14 protein-coding genes and 1 pseudogene are annotated in these 14,815 nt (G+C 72.6%); 4 read left to right on the top strand and 11 right to left on the bottom strand.

Annotated elements, in window-relative coordinates; translation table 11 throughout:
• The first annotated feature begins 57 nt into the window (after positions 1-57).
• On the top strand, positions 58-771 hold the full coding sequence (locus ACFSL4_RS08460) for a MerR family transcriptional regulator (RefSeq protein WP_381080179.1): 714 nt from the start codon (positions 58-60) through the stop codon (positions 769-771).
• Positions 772-830: 59 nt separating this feature from the next.
• On the opposite strand, the gene ACFSL4_RS08455 is transcribed toward ACFSL4_RS08460, so the two are convergent.
• The 4 genes from ACFSL4_RS08455 to ACFSL4_RS08440 all read right to left on the bottom strand — a co-directional run bounded on the left by ACFSL4_RS08455 (position 831) and on the right by ACFSL4_RS08440 (position 7,083).
• Positions 831-3,011, bottom strand: a complete 2,181-nt coding sequence (locus ACFSL4_RS08455; RefSeq protein ID WP_381080177.1) for a 3-hydroxyacyl-CoA dehydrogenase NAD-binding domain-containing protein — start codon at positions 3,009-3,011, stop codon at positions 831-833.
• Between the two features lie 33 nt (positions 3,012-3,044).
• A complete protein-coding gene (locus ACFSL4_RS08450; protein ID WP_381080175.1) occupies positions 3,045-4,259 on the bottom strand; it encodes an acetyl-CoA C-acetyltransferase in 1,215 nt (404 codons plus the stop codon).
• Between the two features lie 21 nt (positions 4,260-4,280).
• Entirely contained in the window at positions 4,281-5,423 is a 1,143-nt protein-coding gene (locus ACFSL4_RS08445) for an acyl-CoA dehydrogenase family protein (protein ID WP_381080173.1), read from the bottom strand.
• A gap of 523 nt (positions 5,424-5,946) precedes the next feature.
• The gene (locus ACFSL4_RS08440; protein WP_381080171.1) at positions 5,947-7,083 is read right to left on the bottom strand and encodes a CaiB/BaiF CoA transferase family protein; all 1,137 of its coding nucleotides are present in this window, start codon (positions 7,081-7,083) and stop codon (positions 5,947-5,949) included.
• A gap of 243 nt (positions 7,084-7,326) precedes the next feature.
• Here ACFSL4_RS08440 and ACFSL4_RS08435 point away from each other — a divergent pair, with 243 nt between their 5' ends.
• Complete coding sequence (locus tag ACFSL4_RS08435; protein WP_381080169.1) at positions 7,327-8,502, top strand: saccharopine dehydrogenase family protein; 1,176 nt, start codon at positions 7,327-7,329, stop codon at positions 8,500-8,502.
• A gap of 14 nt (positions 8,503-8,516) precedes the next feature.
• Here the strand turns inward: ACFSL4_RS08435 and mmpA are convergent, their stop codons facing one another.
• The 4 genes from mmpA to ACFSL4_RS08415 all read right to left on the bottom strand — a co-directional run bounded on the left by mmpA (position 8,517) and on the right by ACFSL4_RS08415 (position 10,081).
• The gene (mmpA, locus tag ACFSL4_RS08430; RefSeq protein WP_381080167.1) at positions 8,517-8,654 is read right to left on the bottom strand and encodes a morphogenic membrane protein MmpA; all 138 of its coding nucleotides are present in this window, start codon (positions 8,652-8,654) and stop codon (positions 8,517-8,519) included.
• 111 nt (positions 8,655-8,765) lie between these two features.
• Positions 8,766-9,473, bottom strand: a complete 708-nt coding sequence (locus ACFSL4_RS08425; protein ID WP_381080165.1) for an endonuclease V — start codon at positions 9,471-9,473, stop codon at positions 8,766-8,768.
• A gap of 34 nt (positions 9,474-9,507) precedes the next feature.
• The gene (locus tag ACFSL4_RS08420) at positions 9,508-9,834 is read right to left on the bottom strand and encodes a plasmid stabilization protein (protein WP_381080163.1); all 327 of its coding nucleotides are present in this window, start codon (positions 9,832-9,834) and stop codon (positions 9,508-9,510) included.
• Positions 9,835-9,895: 61 nt separating this feature from the next.
• On the bottom strand, positions 9,896-10,081 hold the full coding sequence (locus tag ACFSL4_RS08415) for a hypothetical protein (RefSeq protein WP_381080339.1): 186 nt from the start codon (positions 10,079-10,081) through the stop codon (positions 9,896-9,898).
• Positions 10,082-10,436: 355 nt separating this feature from the next.
• Between ACFSL4_RS08415 and ssgD the strand changes: the two genes are divergently transcribed.
• A complete protein-coding gene (gene ssgD / locus ACFSL4_RS08410) occupies positions 10,437-10,853 on the top strand; it encodes a spore wall synthesis regulator SsgD (RefSeq protein ID WP_381080161.1) in 417 nt (138 codons plus the stop codon).
• Positions 10,854-10,874: 21 nt separating this feature from the next.
• On the opposite strand, the gene ACFSL4_RS08405 is transcribed toward ssgD, so the two are convergent.
• The 3 genes and pseudogenes from ACFSL4_RS08405 to ACFSL4_RS08395 form a co-directional block, all read right to left on the bottom strand.
• Positions 10,875-11,417: an isocitrate lyase/phosphoenolpyruvate mutase family protein gene (locus tag ACFSL4_RS08405; protein ID WP_381080159.1), complete on the bottom strand. Its 543-nt coding sequence runs from the start codon at positions 11,415-11,417 to the stop codon at positions 10,875-10,877.
• 109 nt (positions 11,418-11,526) lie between these two features.
• Positions 11,527-11,802: pseudogene (locus tag ACFSL4_RS08400) on the bottom strand (hypothetical protein); the annotation flags it as partial.
• A 16-nt stretch (positions 11,803-11,818) separates the two neighbouring features.
• The gene (locus ACFSL4_RS08395) at positions 11,819-12,508 is read right to left on the bottom strand and encodes a GOLPH3/VPS74 family protein (protein ID WP_381080157.1); all 690 of its coding nucleotides are present in this window, start codon (positions 12,506-12,508) and stop codon (positions 11,819-11,821) included.
• Between the two features lie 340 nt (positions 12,509-12,848).
• On the opposite strand from ACFSL4_RS08395, the gene ACFSL4_RS08390 reads away from it, so the two are divergent.
• Positions 12,849-14,477, top strand: a complete 1,629-nt coding sequence (locus ACFSL4_RS08390; protein WP_381080155.1) for an ABC-F family ATP-binding cassette domain-containing protein — start codon at positions 12,849-12,851, stop codon at positions 14,475-14,477.
• Positions 14,478-14,815: the final 338 nt, after the last annotated feature.

Raw genomic sequence — 14,815 nt, 5'->3', positions numbered from 1 at the left:
ATGTGAGGCGTGCCGTTGAGGTTTCACAGTACTGGTGAGACAGCGATACTGCTGCACATGACGACCGAGACCGAGGAGCCGACGCTCACCGTCGACGAGCTGGCCGCGCGGGCCGGCGTCACGGTCCGCACCGTCCGCTTCTACAGCAGCAGGGGGCTGCTCCCGCCGCCCGTGATCGGCCCCCGGCGCGTGGGCCACTACGGGCCCGAGCACCTGGCCCGGCTGGCGCTCATCGAGGAACTGCAGCACCAGGGCATGACGCTGGCCGCGATCGAACGCTATCTGCAGCAGTTGCCGGCGGACCTGAGCGCCCGGGACCTCGCCCTGCACCGCGCCGTCGTGGCGTCCTGGGCTCCGGACGCGGTGGAGACCATGACGCGCGAGGAGCTGGAGCGGCGCGCGGGGCGGCCGCTTCGGGAGGAGGACCTGGAGCGGCTCGGGGCGATGGACGTGGTGGCGCCGCACGAGGGGGCGTTCCGAGTGGATCCGGGCCTGCTGCGGCTCGGCGTCCAGCTCCTCGACGTGCCCCTCGCCCTGGAGTCGATCCTCGCCGCCCGCCGCGTCCTCATCGAACACTCGCGTGCGGCGGCCCGCGAGTTGTCACAGCTGTTCCGGGACGCGGTCGCAGAACGTGACGCCACAGCCGTGAAGTCCCTGTCCGCGCACATGCATCCGCTGGTGGTCCAGGCCCTGCTCACCGCCTTCCAGCGCTCCTTGAAGCAGGAGCTGCGGGAGTGGCTGACGGACGCACGGCCCGCACCGGAGTCCTGACCCGGGAGGGTACCCGCAGAGGCCCAGGGGGAGCCCGCTGCGGGTACCCGCGGAACGCCTCAGCGCGCGTCGGTGAACCGTTCGCCCTTCTCCGCCTTCTCCACCAGCAGCGCGGGCGGGGTGAACCGCTCGCCGTACCGCTCGGCCAGTTCCCGCGCGCGGGCCGTGAACCCGGGAAGGCCGCCGTCGTAGCCGTTGATGTACTGCAGGACGCCGCCGGTCCAGCCCGGGAAGCCGATCCCGAAGATGGAGCCGATGTTGGCGTCGGCGACGGACGTCAGCACGCCCTCCTCCAGCAGCCGGACGGTGTCCAGCGCCTCGGAGAACAGCATGCGCTCCTGCATGTCCTCGAAGGGGATCTCGTGGCCCGGCTTGGTGAAGTGTTCGCGCAGGCCCGGCCACAGCCGCCCGCGCTTGCCGTCCTCGCCGTACTCGTAGAAGCCCGCGCCGCCGCTGCGTCCTGTGCGGCCGAACTCGTCGACCATGCGGTCGATGACGGCCTCGGCCGGATGCGGGGTCCAGGTGCCGCCCGCCTCCTCGACGGCCCGCCTGGTCTCGTTGCGGATCTTGCGGGGAAGTGTGAGGGTCAGCTCGTCCATGAGGGAGAGCACCTTGGCGGGGTAGCCCGCCTGGGCGGCCGCCTGCTCCACGGACGCGGGCTCGATGCCCTCGCCCACCATCGCGACACCCTCGTTGATGAAGTGGCCGATGACCCGCGAGGTGAAGAAGCCGCGCGAGTCGTTGACGACGATCGGCGTCTTGTTGATCTGCCGGACCAGGTCGAAGGCGCGCGCCAGTGCCTCGTCTCCGGTCCGCTCCCCCTTGATGATCTCGACGAGCGGCATCTTGTCGACAGGCGAGAAGAAGTGCAGGCCGATGAAGTCGGGCTCCCGCTCCACGCCCTCGGCAAGCGCGCTGATCGGCAGGGTGGAGGTGTTGGAGCACAGCAGCGCGTCGGGCTCGACGATGTGCTCGATCTCCTGGAAGACCTTGTGCTTGAGCGCCGGGTCCTCGAAGACGGCCTCGATCACGGCGTCGCAGCCCGCGAGGTCGGCGGCCTCGGCGGTGGGGGTGATGCGGGCGAGCAGCGCGTCCGCCTTGTCCTGGGTCGTACGCCCCCTCGCGACCGCCTTGGCGCACAGCTCCTCGGAGTAGCCCTTGCCCTTGGCTGCCGCCTCGGGAGAGACGTCCTTGAGGACGACGTCGATGCCCGCGCGGGCGCACGAGTAGGCGATGCCCGCACCCATCATCCCGGCGCCGAGGACGGCGACCCTGCGGACCTGGCGCGGCTCGATGCCCCCCGGACGGTTGGCACCGGAGTTGACGGCCTGGAGGTCGAAGAAGAACGCCTGGATCATGTTCTTCGCCGTCTGGCCGGTGACCAGCTCGGTGAAGTAGCGGGCCTCGATGGTCAGGGCGGTCTCGAAGTCGACCTGGGAGCCCTCCACGGCCGCCGCGAGGATGTTGCGCGGGGCCGGGTAGGGGGCGCCGCCCAGTTGCTTCCTCAGGTTGGCCGGGAAGGCGGGCAGGTTGGCGGCGAACTTCGGGTTGGACGGTGTACCGCCCGGAATCCTGTAGCCCGGCTTGTCCCAGGGCTGCTGCGAGACGGGGTTGGCGTCGATGAAGGCGCGGGCCTTGTCCAGCATCTCCTCGCGGGTGGCGGCCACCTCGTGCACGAGACCGTTCTCCAGGGCGCGTCGCGGCGAGTACTGGGTGCCCTGGAGCAGCACCTTCAGCAGGGCGTCCGCGATGCCCATCAGGCGCACGGTGCGGGTGACGCCGCCGCCCGCCGGGAGCAGGCCGAGCGTGACCTCCGGGAGGCCGATCTTGGAGCCGGGGGCGTCGAGGGCGACACGGTGGTGGGAGGCGAGCGCGATCTCGTAGCCGCCGCCCAGGGCCGCGCCGTTGATGGCGGCGACGACCGGCTTGCCGAGCGTCTCGATGCGGCGCAGGGAGTTCTTGATCGCCACACCCGTCTCGAACGCCTGCTGGGCGTCCTCGGGGCCGGCCTTCATCATGTCCTTCAGGTCTCCGCCCGCGAAGAACGTCTTCTTGGCGGAGGTGTAGATGACGCCGCGGATCGAGTCCTTCTCGGCCTCGGCGCGCTCGGCGATCGCGGCGATGGACTCCTTGAACGCCTGGTTCATGGTGTTCGCGGACTGGTTGGGGTCGTCGAGGACCAGGGTGACGATGCCGGTGTCGTCCTGCTCCCAGCGGATGGTGGTGGACTCAGTGCTCATCAGGGGTGCTCCGTAGGAATCCGTTGGGGAAGGTCAGAGGCGCTCGACGACGGTGGCGATGCCCATGCCGCCGCCCACGCACAGCGTGGCCAGCCCGTACCGCTTGTCCTGCCGCTCCAGTTCGTCCACCAGGGTGCCGAGGATCATCGCGCCGGTCGCGCCCAGCGGGTGCCCCAGGGCGATGGCGCCGCCGTTGACGTTGATCTTGTCCAGCGGCAGCCCCATGTCCTTCGCGAAGCGCAGGACGACCGCGGCGAACGCCTCGTTGATCTCGACCAGGTCGATGTCGTCGATCGTCAGCCCGGCCTTGGCGAGCGCCTTGCGCGTCGCGGGGGCCGGTCCGGTCAGCATGATGGTCGGCTCGGAGCCGGACACCGCGCCCGCCACGATCCGGGCCCGCGGCCGCAGCCCGTAGCGCTCGCCGACCTCCTTGGAGCCGATGGCGACGAGCGACGCGCCGTCGACGATGCCGGAGGAGTTGCCCGCGTGGTGCACATGGTCGATCTGCTCGACCCAGTGGTACTTCTGCAGCGCCACGGCGTCGAAGCCGCCCAGGTCGCCGATGTCCGCGAAGGACGGCTTGAGCTTGCCGAGCGAGTCGGCGGTCGTGCCGGGCCGCATGTGCTCGTCGTGGTCCAGGACGACGAGTCCGCTGCGGTCCTTCACAGGGACCACGGACTTCTCGAAGCGGCCTTCCTTCCAGGCGGTCGCGGCCCGCTCCTGGGACAGTGCCGCGTACTCGTCGACGTCCCTGCGGGAGAAGCCCTCGATCGTGGCGATCAGGTCGGCGCCGATGCCCTGCGGCACGAAGTTGGTGGCCATGTTGGTCATCGGGTCGGCGAACCAGGCGCCGCCGTCCGAGGCCATGGGGACTCGCGACATCGACTCGACACCGCCCGCGAGCACCAGGTCCTCCCAGCCCGAGCGGATCTTGGCGGCGGCCAGGTTGACCGCCTCCAGACCGGACGCGCAGAAGCGGTTCTCCTGGACGCCGGCCACCGTGTCGGGCAGGCCGGCGGCGATGGCGGCAATGCGGGCGATGTCGGAGCCCTGATCACCGACCGGCCCGACGACGCCGAGGACGATGTCGTCGATCGCGGCCGGGTCGAGGTCCGGGAAACGCCGCCGCATCTCGTGGATGAGTCCGACCACGAGGTCGATGGGCTTGGTGCCGTGCAGGGCGCCATTGGCCTTGCCGCGCCCGCGCGGGGTGCGGATCGCGTCGTACACGTACGCTTCGGTGCTCACGGGTAAGCCTTTCGGGGAGGGTCAGCCGAGCAGGGAACGACCGATGATCTCCTTCATGATCTCGGTGGTCCCGCCGTAGATGGTCTGGATGCGGCCGTCGGTGAAGGCCCTGGCGACACGGTGCTCCGTCATGTAGCCGTAGCCGCCGTGCAGTTGCAGGCAGCGGTCCGCGACCCGCTTCTGCAGTTCGGTCGCCCACCACTTGGCCATGGAGGCGTGTACGGCGTCCAGTTCGCCGTTGGTGTGGTCGGCGATGCAGCGGTCGAGGTAGGCGCGGGTGACGGCGCACTCGGTCGCCATCTCGGCTATCTCGAAACGGATGTGCTGGAGTCTGGCGAGGGGTCGTCCGAACGCCTCGCGCTCCTTGACGTACTCGGTGGTGATCTCCAGCAGGTGCTCGGCGGCGGCGATCCCGGCGACGGCGATGTTCAGCCGCTCCTGGGCGAGGTTCGTCATCAGGTGCACGAAGGCGCCGTTGAGCTCGCCCAGCAGGTTCTCCTTGGGCACGCGCACGTCATGGAAGAACAGCTCGGCCGTGTCCTGCGCCTTCTGGCCGATCTTGTCGAGGTTGCGGCCGCGTTCGAAGCCCTCCATGCCCCGCTCCACGACGAGCAGCGACAGCCCGTGCGCCCCGCCCTCGGGGGTCGTCCGGGCCACGACGACCACCAGGTCGGCGAGGATCCCGTTGGAGATGAAGGTCTTGGAGCCGTTGAGCAGCCAGTGGTCGCCCCTGTCCTCGGCGCGGGTCCTGATGCCCTGGAGGTCGGAGCCCGCGCCGGGCTCCGTCATGGCGATGGCGGTGACGATCGAGCCGTCGCAGAAGCCGGGCAGCCAGCGCCGCTTCTGCTCCTCGGTGGCGAGGCCCGTCAGATACGGCCCGATGATGTCGTTGTGCAGCCCGAGCGCGAGCCCGGAGGCTCCCGCGCGCGTGAACTCCTCCACGAGTACGGCGCTGTAGCGGAAGTCGGGGGTGCCGCCGCCTCCGTACTCCTCGGGCACGGCGAGTCCGAGCAGGCCCTGCTTTCCTGCCGCCCGCCAGGCGTCGCGGGAGACGATGCCGTCCTTCTCCCACTGCTCGTAGTGCGGCAGCACCTCCTTGGCGAGGAAGGTGCGCACGGTCTCGCGGAACGCCTCGTGGTCGGCGGTGAAGATCTGCCGCTTCATGTCGCGCTCGCCCTCCTGGGAGCCGGTTCTCGACGCTTTCGACCAGCCGGGCCGGCTCCGGGCCGGCCGGCCTGACGGGGTGCATGGGGGCGCGCACGGCACGGCATGCCACGGCGCGCTATCGGGCGGGCCTCCCGGCCCGGCACGGCGCGGTCCCGGGCGGCTTCCGGGCGAACGGGACGGCGGCGGACGGCGGCGATGTCACCGCCGGGCGCGGTGCCGACGCCGGGGGCGGTGCCGACGCCGGGCGCCGTGCCGGCACCAGACACCGTGCCGACACCGGGCGCGGGCGGGGAGCCGACGGCGCTCCGGGGCGCACCCGGGGCCGTCCCCGGGTGCGCGGTGCCCCCGATGCGGTCCGCGCCCCGCGTCTCGTGGGTCTTCCCGGGCAGGACCGGGAGGTGCGTGGGGCCGTCGGCGGTCTTCGGGCGCTCGGTGCGGGCGACCGCCGGGCCCGGGGCCGCGGGAGCCCTGGAAGAGCGCGCTCGGGCGGCCGTGGGGACGAGTGCCGTCGGCGGCTGCATCAGGCTCCGTCCCCGAGGAGCCGGGGCACATCCCAGTCGCGTGCGACGCCGGCGGTGTCGGCGCCGGGCCGCGCGGGCCCGCCGCGTACCGACGTGCGGGTGTTCGAGAAACGCGGTGCCGGCGCCGGCTGGGTGATGCCGCCGTGGTCCACGAATGTGCCGCGGGCGGCGAGGTGGGGGTGCGCCGGGGCCTCGCGGAGCGAGAGGACGGGCGCGACGCACGCGTCGGAGCCATCGAAGACGGCCGTCCACTCGTCCCGTGTGCGGGTCTTGAAGCGGTCCGCGACCGCCTCGCGCAGTTCCCCCCAGCGGGCGACGTCCTTGTGGGCCGGGGCCAGGTGCCCGATGCCCAGCAGGTCCACGAACTCCTCGAAGAACTGCCGCTCCAGGGCGCCGACGGCCATGTACCGGCCGTCGGCGGTCTCGTAGGTGCCGTAGAAGGGGCAGCCTCCGTCGAGGAGGTTGGCGCCCCGCCGGTCCTGCCAGCCACCGGCGGCGAGCATGCCGTGGATCATCGAGGCCAGGTGCGCCGCGCCGTCGACGATGGCCGCGTCCACGACCTGTCCGGTGCCCGTTTCACGCGCGTGGTGGAGGGCCGCGAGGACGCCGACGACCAGGTAGAGCGAGCCACCCGCGTAGTCGCCGACCAGGTTGGCGGGGATCGCGGGCGGCGCGTCCGGGTCTCCGATCAGACCGAGGGTGCCGGTGGGCGCGATGTAGGCGATGTCGTGTCCGGCGCGCGGGGCGAGCGGGCCCTCCTGGCCCCAGCCGGTCATACGGCCGTAGACGAGCCTCGGGTTGCGGGCGTGGCAGGTCTCGGGACCGACGCCGAGGCGTTCCGCGACGCCGGGGCGGTAGCCCTCGATGAGGATGTCGGCTCGCTCGGCCAGGTCCAGGACGCGGGCCGGGCCGTCCTGTGCCTTCAGGTCGACGACCACCGAGCGCTTGTTGCGGTTGGTGACGTCGTACTCGGGATTGATCGCGAGCCCCGAGCCGTCGGGCCGGTCCACGCGGACGACGTCGGCGCCCAGGTCGGCGAGGAGCATCCCGGCGAACGGGCCGGGCCCGATGCCCGCCAGCTCGATGACGCGCACGTCGGCGAGCGGGCCGTGTCCCGGCGTCCCTGGCCCTGTCATCCAGCCTCCAGGCTCTCTGTGACACAACTGATGTGACATCGGTGATGTTATGAACAGGCCGCCCCACGGGCAATACCTCAACGAGCAAGCGCTTAGTCGAATTCCCGCCGTCAAACCGTCTCATACCACAGGCAAACGGGGTGAGCGGGGGTTGCCGGTGGCGCCACGCCGACCTCGCCGTCCGGCCACGGCCGCCTCACGCTAGCCTCAGGCCCGGCAACGACGCTGGGGCGGAGAGGTGTCATGAACAGGCGGAAATCTAATCGCGCGTACGACATCGTGCTCTTCGGGGCCACGGGTTTCGTGGGCGCGCTGACCGCGCACTACCTCGCCGCGCATGCGCCCGAGGGACTGCGCTGGGCGATCGCGGGACGCAGCGGCAGCAAGCTGGAGCGGTTGCGGGAACGCCTCGCGGGCGGCGCCGAGCCCGGGCTGCTCCAGGCGGACGCCCAGGACCCGCAGTCGCTGGCCGGACTCGCCCGCGACACGCGTGTACTGGCCACCACCGTCGGACCCTATCTGCGGTACGGCGAGGAGCTGGTGGCCGCCTGCGCCGACGCGGGCACCGACTACCTGGACCTGACCGGTGAGCCCGAATTCGTCGACCTCATGTATGTGCGGCACGACGCCCGGGCGCGGGAGACGGGTGCACGGCTCGTGCACTCCTGCGGCTTCGACTCGGTACCGCACGACCTGGGGGCGTACTTCACCGTGCAGCAGCTTCCCGAAGGGGTGCCGCTCAGGGTGGACGGATACGTCCGTTCGCAGGCGATGTTCTCGGGCGGAACGCTCGCCTCCGCGCTCGGCCAGTTCGCGCGCGGTCCGCAGATGCTGGCCGCGGCCCGCGACCGCGCCCGCCACGAGCCTCGGCTGCTGGGGCGGCGGGCGCAGGCGCCGTTCGGCGCTCCGCGGTACGCGGCGGAGGTCGGTGCCTGGGCGCTGCCGCTGCCGACCATCGACCCCCAGGTGGTGCGCCGCTCGGCGCGGGTGCTGGAGCGCTACGGCCCCGACTTCCGCTACCGGCACTACGCGGCGGTCGAGACCCTGCCGTACGCGGTGGCAGGGGTCGCGGCCGTCGGCGCGCTGTTGACGGCGGCGCAGGTGCCGCCCGCCCGGCGATGGCTGTCGGACCGGCTCAGGCCCGGGGACGGGCCGGGGCCCGAGAAGCGGGCGAAGAGCTGGTTCTCGGTGCGGTTCGTGGGCGAGGGCGGCGGGCGGCGGGTGTTCACGGAGGTCGCGGGCGGCGATCCGGGATACGACGAGACGGCGAAGATGTTCGCCGAGTCGGCCCTGTCCCTCGCCCTCGACGATCTGCCCCGCACGTCCGGCCAGGTCACCCCGGCGGAAGCGATGGGCAACGCGCTCATCGAGCGCCTCCGCACCGCCGGCATCACCTTCCGGGTGGCGGCCCGGCGGTAGGGGTGCTGGGACCGTCACTCCAGGACTGTGTAGATCATCCCGCCGATCCAGGCGATCCCGGTGATCACGCCCAGCAGGAGCACGGCCGTCACGGCGCGCTCGACGGGCTGGGCGGGGTTGCTCATGGCTTTGGAGGGACGCTGCGTCGTCATGGGCACAGCCTGCCGATGACGACGGCACGGCCACATCCGTACAGATACTCAGCACGGGTACTCAGTACGGGTAGTCGGAACGGGTATCCACCACGGGTGCCCGGTACGGGGTCAGCCCGGCGCACCCGGCCGGCCGACGGCGTTCCGGAGGGCCAGCCGGCACAGGGCGTCGGCGCGCCGTGTGGTATCGGGGATGCGGTACCTCGGGGTGAGTGCGAGGGTGTGCGCGCACGCGTTGTCGATGCCGGTCCGGTGGCCCACGGAGACGAAGACCGGTTTGACGCCTGCCCTGGTGCGCAGAGCCCGGCCGACCCGCTCACCGCCCGAGAGCAGGGGGCTGCTGCTGCCGCGCGGAGCGGCGGGCTCCTCGTAGGTGGAGGTGAAGGGGTTCTTGGCGACCCCGATCGTGGGCAGCCCGGTGAGGACGCCCAGGTGGCAGGCGAGGCCGAACCGGCGCGGGTGGGCGAGGCCGTAGCCGTCGCAGACGACCAGACCGGGGTCGCGGTCCAGGGCCGCCAGGGCTGCCAGAACGGTGGGTATCTCGCGGAAGGCCAGCAGGCCGGGCACGTACGGGAAGGAGACCTCGCCGACCGCGGTGGCCTCGGCGACCTGGCCGAGCGTGGCCGCGTCCAGGGCGACGGCAGCCGCCGCGACCACTCCCCGCTCGTCGTCGTAGGCGACGTCGACCCCCGTCACGGTGCCGGCTCCGGGTGGCGGCCCCGGCTCGTCGAGGATGACCCGGCCGCGCAACTCGTCCTGCACGGCTCGGGCTTCTTCTTCGGTCGCGGGCCAGCCCGCGGGGATGCGTACGGTCGTCATGGTGATGCCGAGCGTACGGCCCCGCGGGCTGCCGTCACTTACCGCCCAGCGCGCGCCGCAGTTCGCTCTTGTTCATGTCCGAACGGCCGCGGATGTTGCGCCGCTTCGCCTCCTCGTACAGCTGGTCGTAGGTGGGCCCCTGCGAGCCCTTCCCCGAGCGCAGACCGCCTCGCCTGCCGGACGAGATGTCCTGCGTGGACGTGCGGCTCGCGGTCTTGGACTCGCCGGAACGGGCACGCTCCTTGTTCACGGTCCGAGCCGCGATCTCCTTGGCGCGCCGCTCGCTCTCCCCGCGGTCGAGAGCGCTCTCCTTGATGTGCTCGTACTGGCGTTCCCGCTTCGGGCTGGAGCCGCGTGGCATGACAGGTCACTTCCTCTCAGGTGCGGGACCACCGGGTACCCGATTTCCACCGGGACCACCGTCAGGGCTCCAGATGCGCCACCCGTCCCTGCTCCCCGGCGGCCCAGCACCGCTCCCCAGCGGCCCGGCACCCGAGGTCGGGGCCGCAGTCCACCGTGTCGTACGAGCCCGTGTCGACGGTCCTCCAGGGGCGGCCGCCGACGCCGGTGGGCAGAATGCGGAACCCGCCGTCGACCGGGTCGCTCACCGCCAGGCCGTGGCGCCGGTCGAAGAAGGCGAGGCAGGCGTAGTGCTGCGCACCACCGACGGCGGCGCCCAGGCGCGCGAAGCCAGCCCAGTCCCCGGCGCCGTCCAGACGGCCTCAGCGGGGAACGTCCAGACGTCCTCGCCCGGGAACCGTACGCCCGTTCCCCGGTGTCCTCTCCGGTGTTCCGGTGGTCTCGGGACGGAGCGGACCGTCACCCCGGATCGCCCGTCGGCATGGTCTCGGTGACAGAGGTCACTCGGGTTTCATGTGCACGGGTCGGCTCCATTCATCGTCTCGTCAAGTGCCCGGCCTCACCCGCACGCAGCCCGTCCAGCCGTCACAAGGGAGCAAGGCGTTGTCCACCGTCATCGAGCAGCCCGTGGAGGCCCGTCTCGTCGCCGCCGCGCCGCGGATGCCGAGCATTCCGGCCACGCTCCACTACGACCGGCGCGACCCGTTCGCCGTCCGCATGACCTTCCCGGCCCCGGCCACCCTGGAAGGTGTGGAGGTCTGCTGGACCTTCGCCCGCGAGTTGCTCACGGCGGGCCTGGAGGGCCCTGAGGGCCACGGCGACGTCCGGGTGCGGCCGTACGGCTACGACCGCACCGTGCTGGAGTTCCACGCGCCGGAGGGGACCGCCGTGGTGCACGTCCACTCGGGCGAGATCCGCCGCTTCCTGCGGCGGACCACGGATCTGGTGCCGGTCGGTCTGGAGCATCTGCAGGTGGATCTGGACCGCGATCTCGCCGAGTTGATACGCGACGCCTGCTGAGGGGCCGCCGGAGGCGGCCGTTCAGCGACCGGACCCACCCCGTGGGGGCCGACGTCCGGCGCCGGGCAGCCCGTTGAGCTCCTCGTGGTCGAGCCCGCCGGACAGCGCCTCGTACGTCCCCGCGACCAGCAGCTCCCGTACGGCGCGGCGGACCGGGCCGCGGACGGCCTGCACGACACCGGACCCGGCACTGACCCGGGCGACCCCGAGGGCGGCCAGTTCGGCGACGGTCGGCGCACCGGGCCCGGCCAGCACGTTCAGCGGCCCCTCGATGCCCTCGGCGAGCGCCTTGACGGTCACCGGGTCGACGGCCCCGGGGACGAAGACGCCGTCCGCTCCGGCGGCGAGGAAGGCGGCGGCCCGCTCCGGCGTGTCCGCCGTGCCCCCGGCGCCCCGCAGATACGTGTCGACACGGGCGTTGACGAACAGCGGCACCCCGGCCGCGTCGGCGGCCGCGCGCGCCGCGGCGATGCGCGCGGCCTGTCCGGCGACCGGACGCAGCGGGCTCTCGCCGCCGTACAGACCGTCCTCGATGTTCACGCCGAAGGCACCCGCCGCGAGCACCGCCCTGTCCGTGTCTCCGACGCCCGCCGGGTCGTGCGCGTAGCCCGTTCACAGTGTCCGCGCTCACCGGGACCGCCACCGTGTCCGTCGTGTCCGTGATCCGCGCGAGCGCTGCCAGGGCGTCGTCACGGGAGAGCCGGTCGCCGTCGGCGGACCCCGGTTCCCGGGCGAGCCCGGCGCTGGTGGTGGCGACGGCGGCCGCGCCCGCCTCCTCGACGAGCCGCGCACCGGGGCGTCCCAGACGTTGGGGGCGAGGGGACGGCCGGGGATGTACAGGGCGCGGAAGGCCAGGCCAGGGCCCGCTCGTGCGGCAGGGTGTCGTCGCTCCCGGGGACGAGTCGACCAGCGGGCACCGGGCGCCGGCTGGCGGGAATCCGACGGCCACGTCCGCCCGGCCCGCCTCAGCCGGCCGTCGCCCCCGCCCCGCCGGCCGTGGCCCCGCCGGCCGTGGCCGCGACGACCATGGCCGTGCGGACCTCGTGGACGACCTTCCGCAGCGCGGGAGCCGCGGCACCGCTCCGCTCCGTCAGCGCCTCGATGCGCTCCCTGTGACGCTTGCGGTCCGCGGCGGTCACGACCGTGCCCAGTTCGGCCGCCGCGGCCAGGGCCGCGAGGGCGGCGTCACGGTCGGAGACCTCCGTGACGGGCACCGGCCCTTCGATCACCTGCCGCACCTCCTGCTGCAGCGCCACCACCCCTGGCACCCGCTCCAGCTCGTACTCCACGGAAGGGAAGACCCCGAGCGTCCGCTTCTTCCCGGCGCGCAGCCAGCCGCCGGCGGTGAGCTGGGCGTGGACGGCATCGAGGGTGACGCCGGCACGCAGCGTGACCCAGGTCTTCCAGCGGCGGGGCCGGGACTCCTCGACGAGTTCCAGGAGACCGTCGAGGACGGGGTCACCGGTGCGGGCGTCGGGGTCTGCCGGGGTGGCGACGCCGTCCACGTCGACGAGCAGCCCGCGCTGGGCCAGTTCGGTGAGGGCGCCGGCCCGCACCAGGTAGGCGAGCCGGGTCTCGCCGGTGAGCCTGAGCCTGGTGGTGTCCCAGGCCAGCAGGTACAACAGCGCGGCCGGCGAGGGGGAGCCGTCGGGCACGAGGTCTCCTTGCGGGGTCGGGCGGCACGGCCGGTCCGGGCTCGCCTCGGGCGGCCGTGGACACGCCCCGGCCGCCGACCACGTTAATGCGTTGACACCCCTCAGGCCCGTTCCTACGGTGTACAGCGGTTCTGTCGCCGTCGAGGGGAGAAGGACGTTGCTCGTCTGAGGTCTTGAGACACCGCGTCACACGGCGCTGTCCGCGTCCGTGTGCGTAGCGTGCGACCTCGGCATTCGAGCCGTCCCCCGGTGCAGGGCTCTTCCCCTGTTCACGGCCGTCGCCCCGTGCGGTGTCTCACACGCGTCGCCCCCGCCCATCCCGAACAGTCGCGAGGCCCGCATGTCACTCTCCCCTTCACTCACCGGTACGTCCCTGTCCTTCTCCTGGCCCGACGGCACCCGTGTCTTCGACGGCCTCCAGATCGCGTTCGGCCCCGGCCGGACCGGCCTCGTCGGCGCCAACGGTGCCGGAAAGTCCACCCTGTTGAAACTGATCGCGGGTGAACTCACCCCGTCCGGCGGCACCGTGCACGTCCACGGCGAGATCGGCTACCTGCCGCAGAACGTCACGCTCGACACCGCCCTGCGGGTGGACGAGGCGCTCGGCATCGCGGCGCGGCGCGCCGCACTGCACGCCATCGAGGCGGGCGACGCGGCCGAGGAGCACTTCGCGACCGTCGGCGACGACTGGGATGTGGAGGAGCGCGCCGAGGCGATGCTCGGCGAACTCGGCCTCGGCCACATCGGTCTGGACCGCACGATCGGCGAGGTCTCCGGCGGCGAGTCCGTCCTGCTGCGGCTGGCCGCGCTGCTGCTGCGGCGCCCGGACGTCCTGCTGCTGGACGAGCCGACCAACAACCTCGACCTGTACGCCCGTCGGCGGCTGTACGCGGCGGTCGAGGCATGGCCGGGAGTGATGGTCGTGGTCAGCCACGACCGTGAACTCCTCGATCTGGTCGACCAGATCGCGGATCTGCGTGCCGGAGAGGTCACCTGGTTCGGCGGCACCTTCTCCGCGTACGAGGAGGCCCTGGCCGTCGGGCAGGAGGCGGCCGAGCGCATGGTGCGCGTCGCCGAGTCCGACCTGCGCAGGCAGAAGCGCGAACTGGCCGAGGCCCAGATGAAGCTGGCCCGCCGCAAGCGGTACGGCCAGAAGATGTGGGACAGCAAACGCGAACCGAAGATCGTCATGGGGGCGCGCAAACGGGCGGCCCAGGAGTCCGCCGGCAAGCACCGCATCCTGCATGAGGAGAGGCTCGCCGAGGCCAGGGAGCGCCTCGACGAGGCGGTCGAGGCGGTGCGGGACGACGACGAGATCCGTGTCGACCTGCCCCACACGGCGGTGCCGCTGGGGCGGTCCGTGCTGACGCTGCGGGATCTGCAGCCGGCGTACGGTGCCCGTATGGAGGGCGGCCTCGATGTGCACGGTCCGGAGCGGATCGCGCTCGTCGGACGCAACGGCGCGGGGAAGACCACGCTGCTGCGCACGATCGCGGGCGAGCTGGAACCCGTGGCGGGCGAGGTCACGGCGCACGTGCCGCTGCGTTTCCTGCCGCAGCGGCTGGACGTTCTCGACGACGGTCTGTCGGTCGCGGAGAACGTGGCCCGGTTCGCCCCCGGCGCCACCGGCAACCGGATCCGGGCACGTCTGGCCCGCTTCCTGTTCCGTGGCGCGCGCGCCGACCAGCCGGCCGGAACCCTGTCGGGCGGCGAACGCTTCCGCGCCACCCTGGCCGCGCTGATGCTAGCCGAGCCGGCACCGCAGCTGCTGATGCTCGACGAGCCGACGAACAACCTCGACATGGCGAGCGTGCGGCAGCTCGTCACGGCCCTGGAGTCGTACGAGGGCGCGCTGATCGTGGCCGGCCACGACCTGCCCTTCCTGGAGTCGATCGGGGTCACCCGCTGGCTGCTGCTGGAAGGCGGGCTCAGGGAGACGACCCCCGAGGCCCTCGGCGGCCCCGCCTGAGCGCTTCGCTGGAAGTCCGGTACACCAGCCGCGGGTTCGTCGTGGCTGATCGCGCAGTTGACCGCGCCCCCTTGGGGTGCTGCCGAACCGCACCGGACTTCGCCGGGCCCGCCCAGAAGGCGGCCGGGCGGCCCCGCACCGAGATCGTCACGCCTTCCCGCGCCGGAGCGGGGTATGCGACGCAGACCCTCGCCATGGCCGGTGCCGGGTTCGCCGGTCCGGCTCCGTCCCCACGGCGCCCGCCACTCGTGACACCGGCGCGCGGCGGCGCGGCGGTGACCGGCGGCAGTCCCCGGCGGCGGCCCCCGAAGCCGCACGGCCCGCCTCGGCCGACGGAT

Origin of the sequence: Streptomyces caeni, from assembly GCF_042678285.1 — a bacterium.
Lineage (GTDB): Bacteria > Actinomycetota > Actinomycetes > Streptomycetales > Streptomycetaceae > Streptomyces > Streptomyces caeni.
This window is presented reverse-complemented; position numbering and strand designations above follow the sequence as displayed.

Excerpts from the sequence above, each read along its gene's own strand:
- ACFSL4_RS08390 (WP_381080155.1), top strand. The coding sequence starts at position 12,849 with ATGTCACTCTCCCCTTCACTCACCGGTACGTCCCTGTCCTTCTCCTGG.
- mmpA (WP_381080167.1), bottom strand. The coding sequence starts at position 8,654 with ATGACGACGCAGCGTCCCTCCAAAGCCATGAGCAACCCCGCCCAGCCC.
- ACFSL4_RS08445 (WP_381080173.1), bottom strand. The coding sequence starts at position 5,423 with ATGAAGCGGCAGATCTTCACCGCCGACCACGAGGCGTTCCGCGAGACC.
- ACFSL4_RS08420 (WP_381080163.1), bottom strand. The coding sequence starts at position 9,834 with ATGCCACGCGGCTCCAGCCCGAAGCGGGAACGCCAGTACGAGCACATC.
- ACFSL4_RS08435 (WP_381080169.1), top strand. The coding sequence starts at position 7,327 with ATGAACAGGCGGAAATCTAATCGCGCGTACGACATCGTGCTCTTCGGG.
- ACFSL4_RS08455 (WP_381080177.1), bottom strand. The coding sequence starts at position 3,011 with ATGAGCACTGAGTCCACCACCATCCGCTGGGAGCAGGACGACACCGGC.
- ACFSL4_RS08460 (WP_381080179.1), top strand. The coding sequence starts at position 58 with ATGACGACCGAGACCGAGGAGCCGACGCTCACCGTCGACGAGCTGGCC.
- ACFSL4_RS08425 (WP_381080165.1), bottom strand. The coding sequence starts at position 9,473 with ATGACGACCGTACGCATCCCCGCGGGCTGGCCCGCGACCGAAGAAGAA.
- ACFSL4_RS08440 (WP_381080171.1), bottom strand. The coding sequence starts at position 7,083 with ATGACAGGGCCAGGGACGCCGGGACACGGCCCGCTCGCCGACGTGCGC.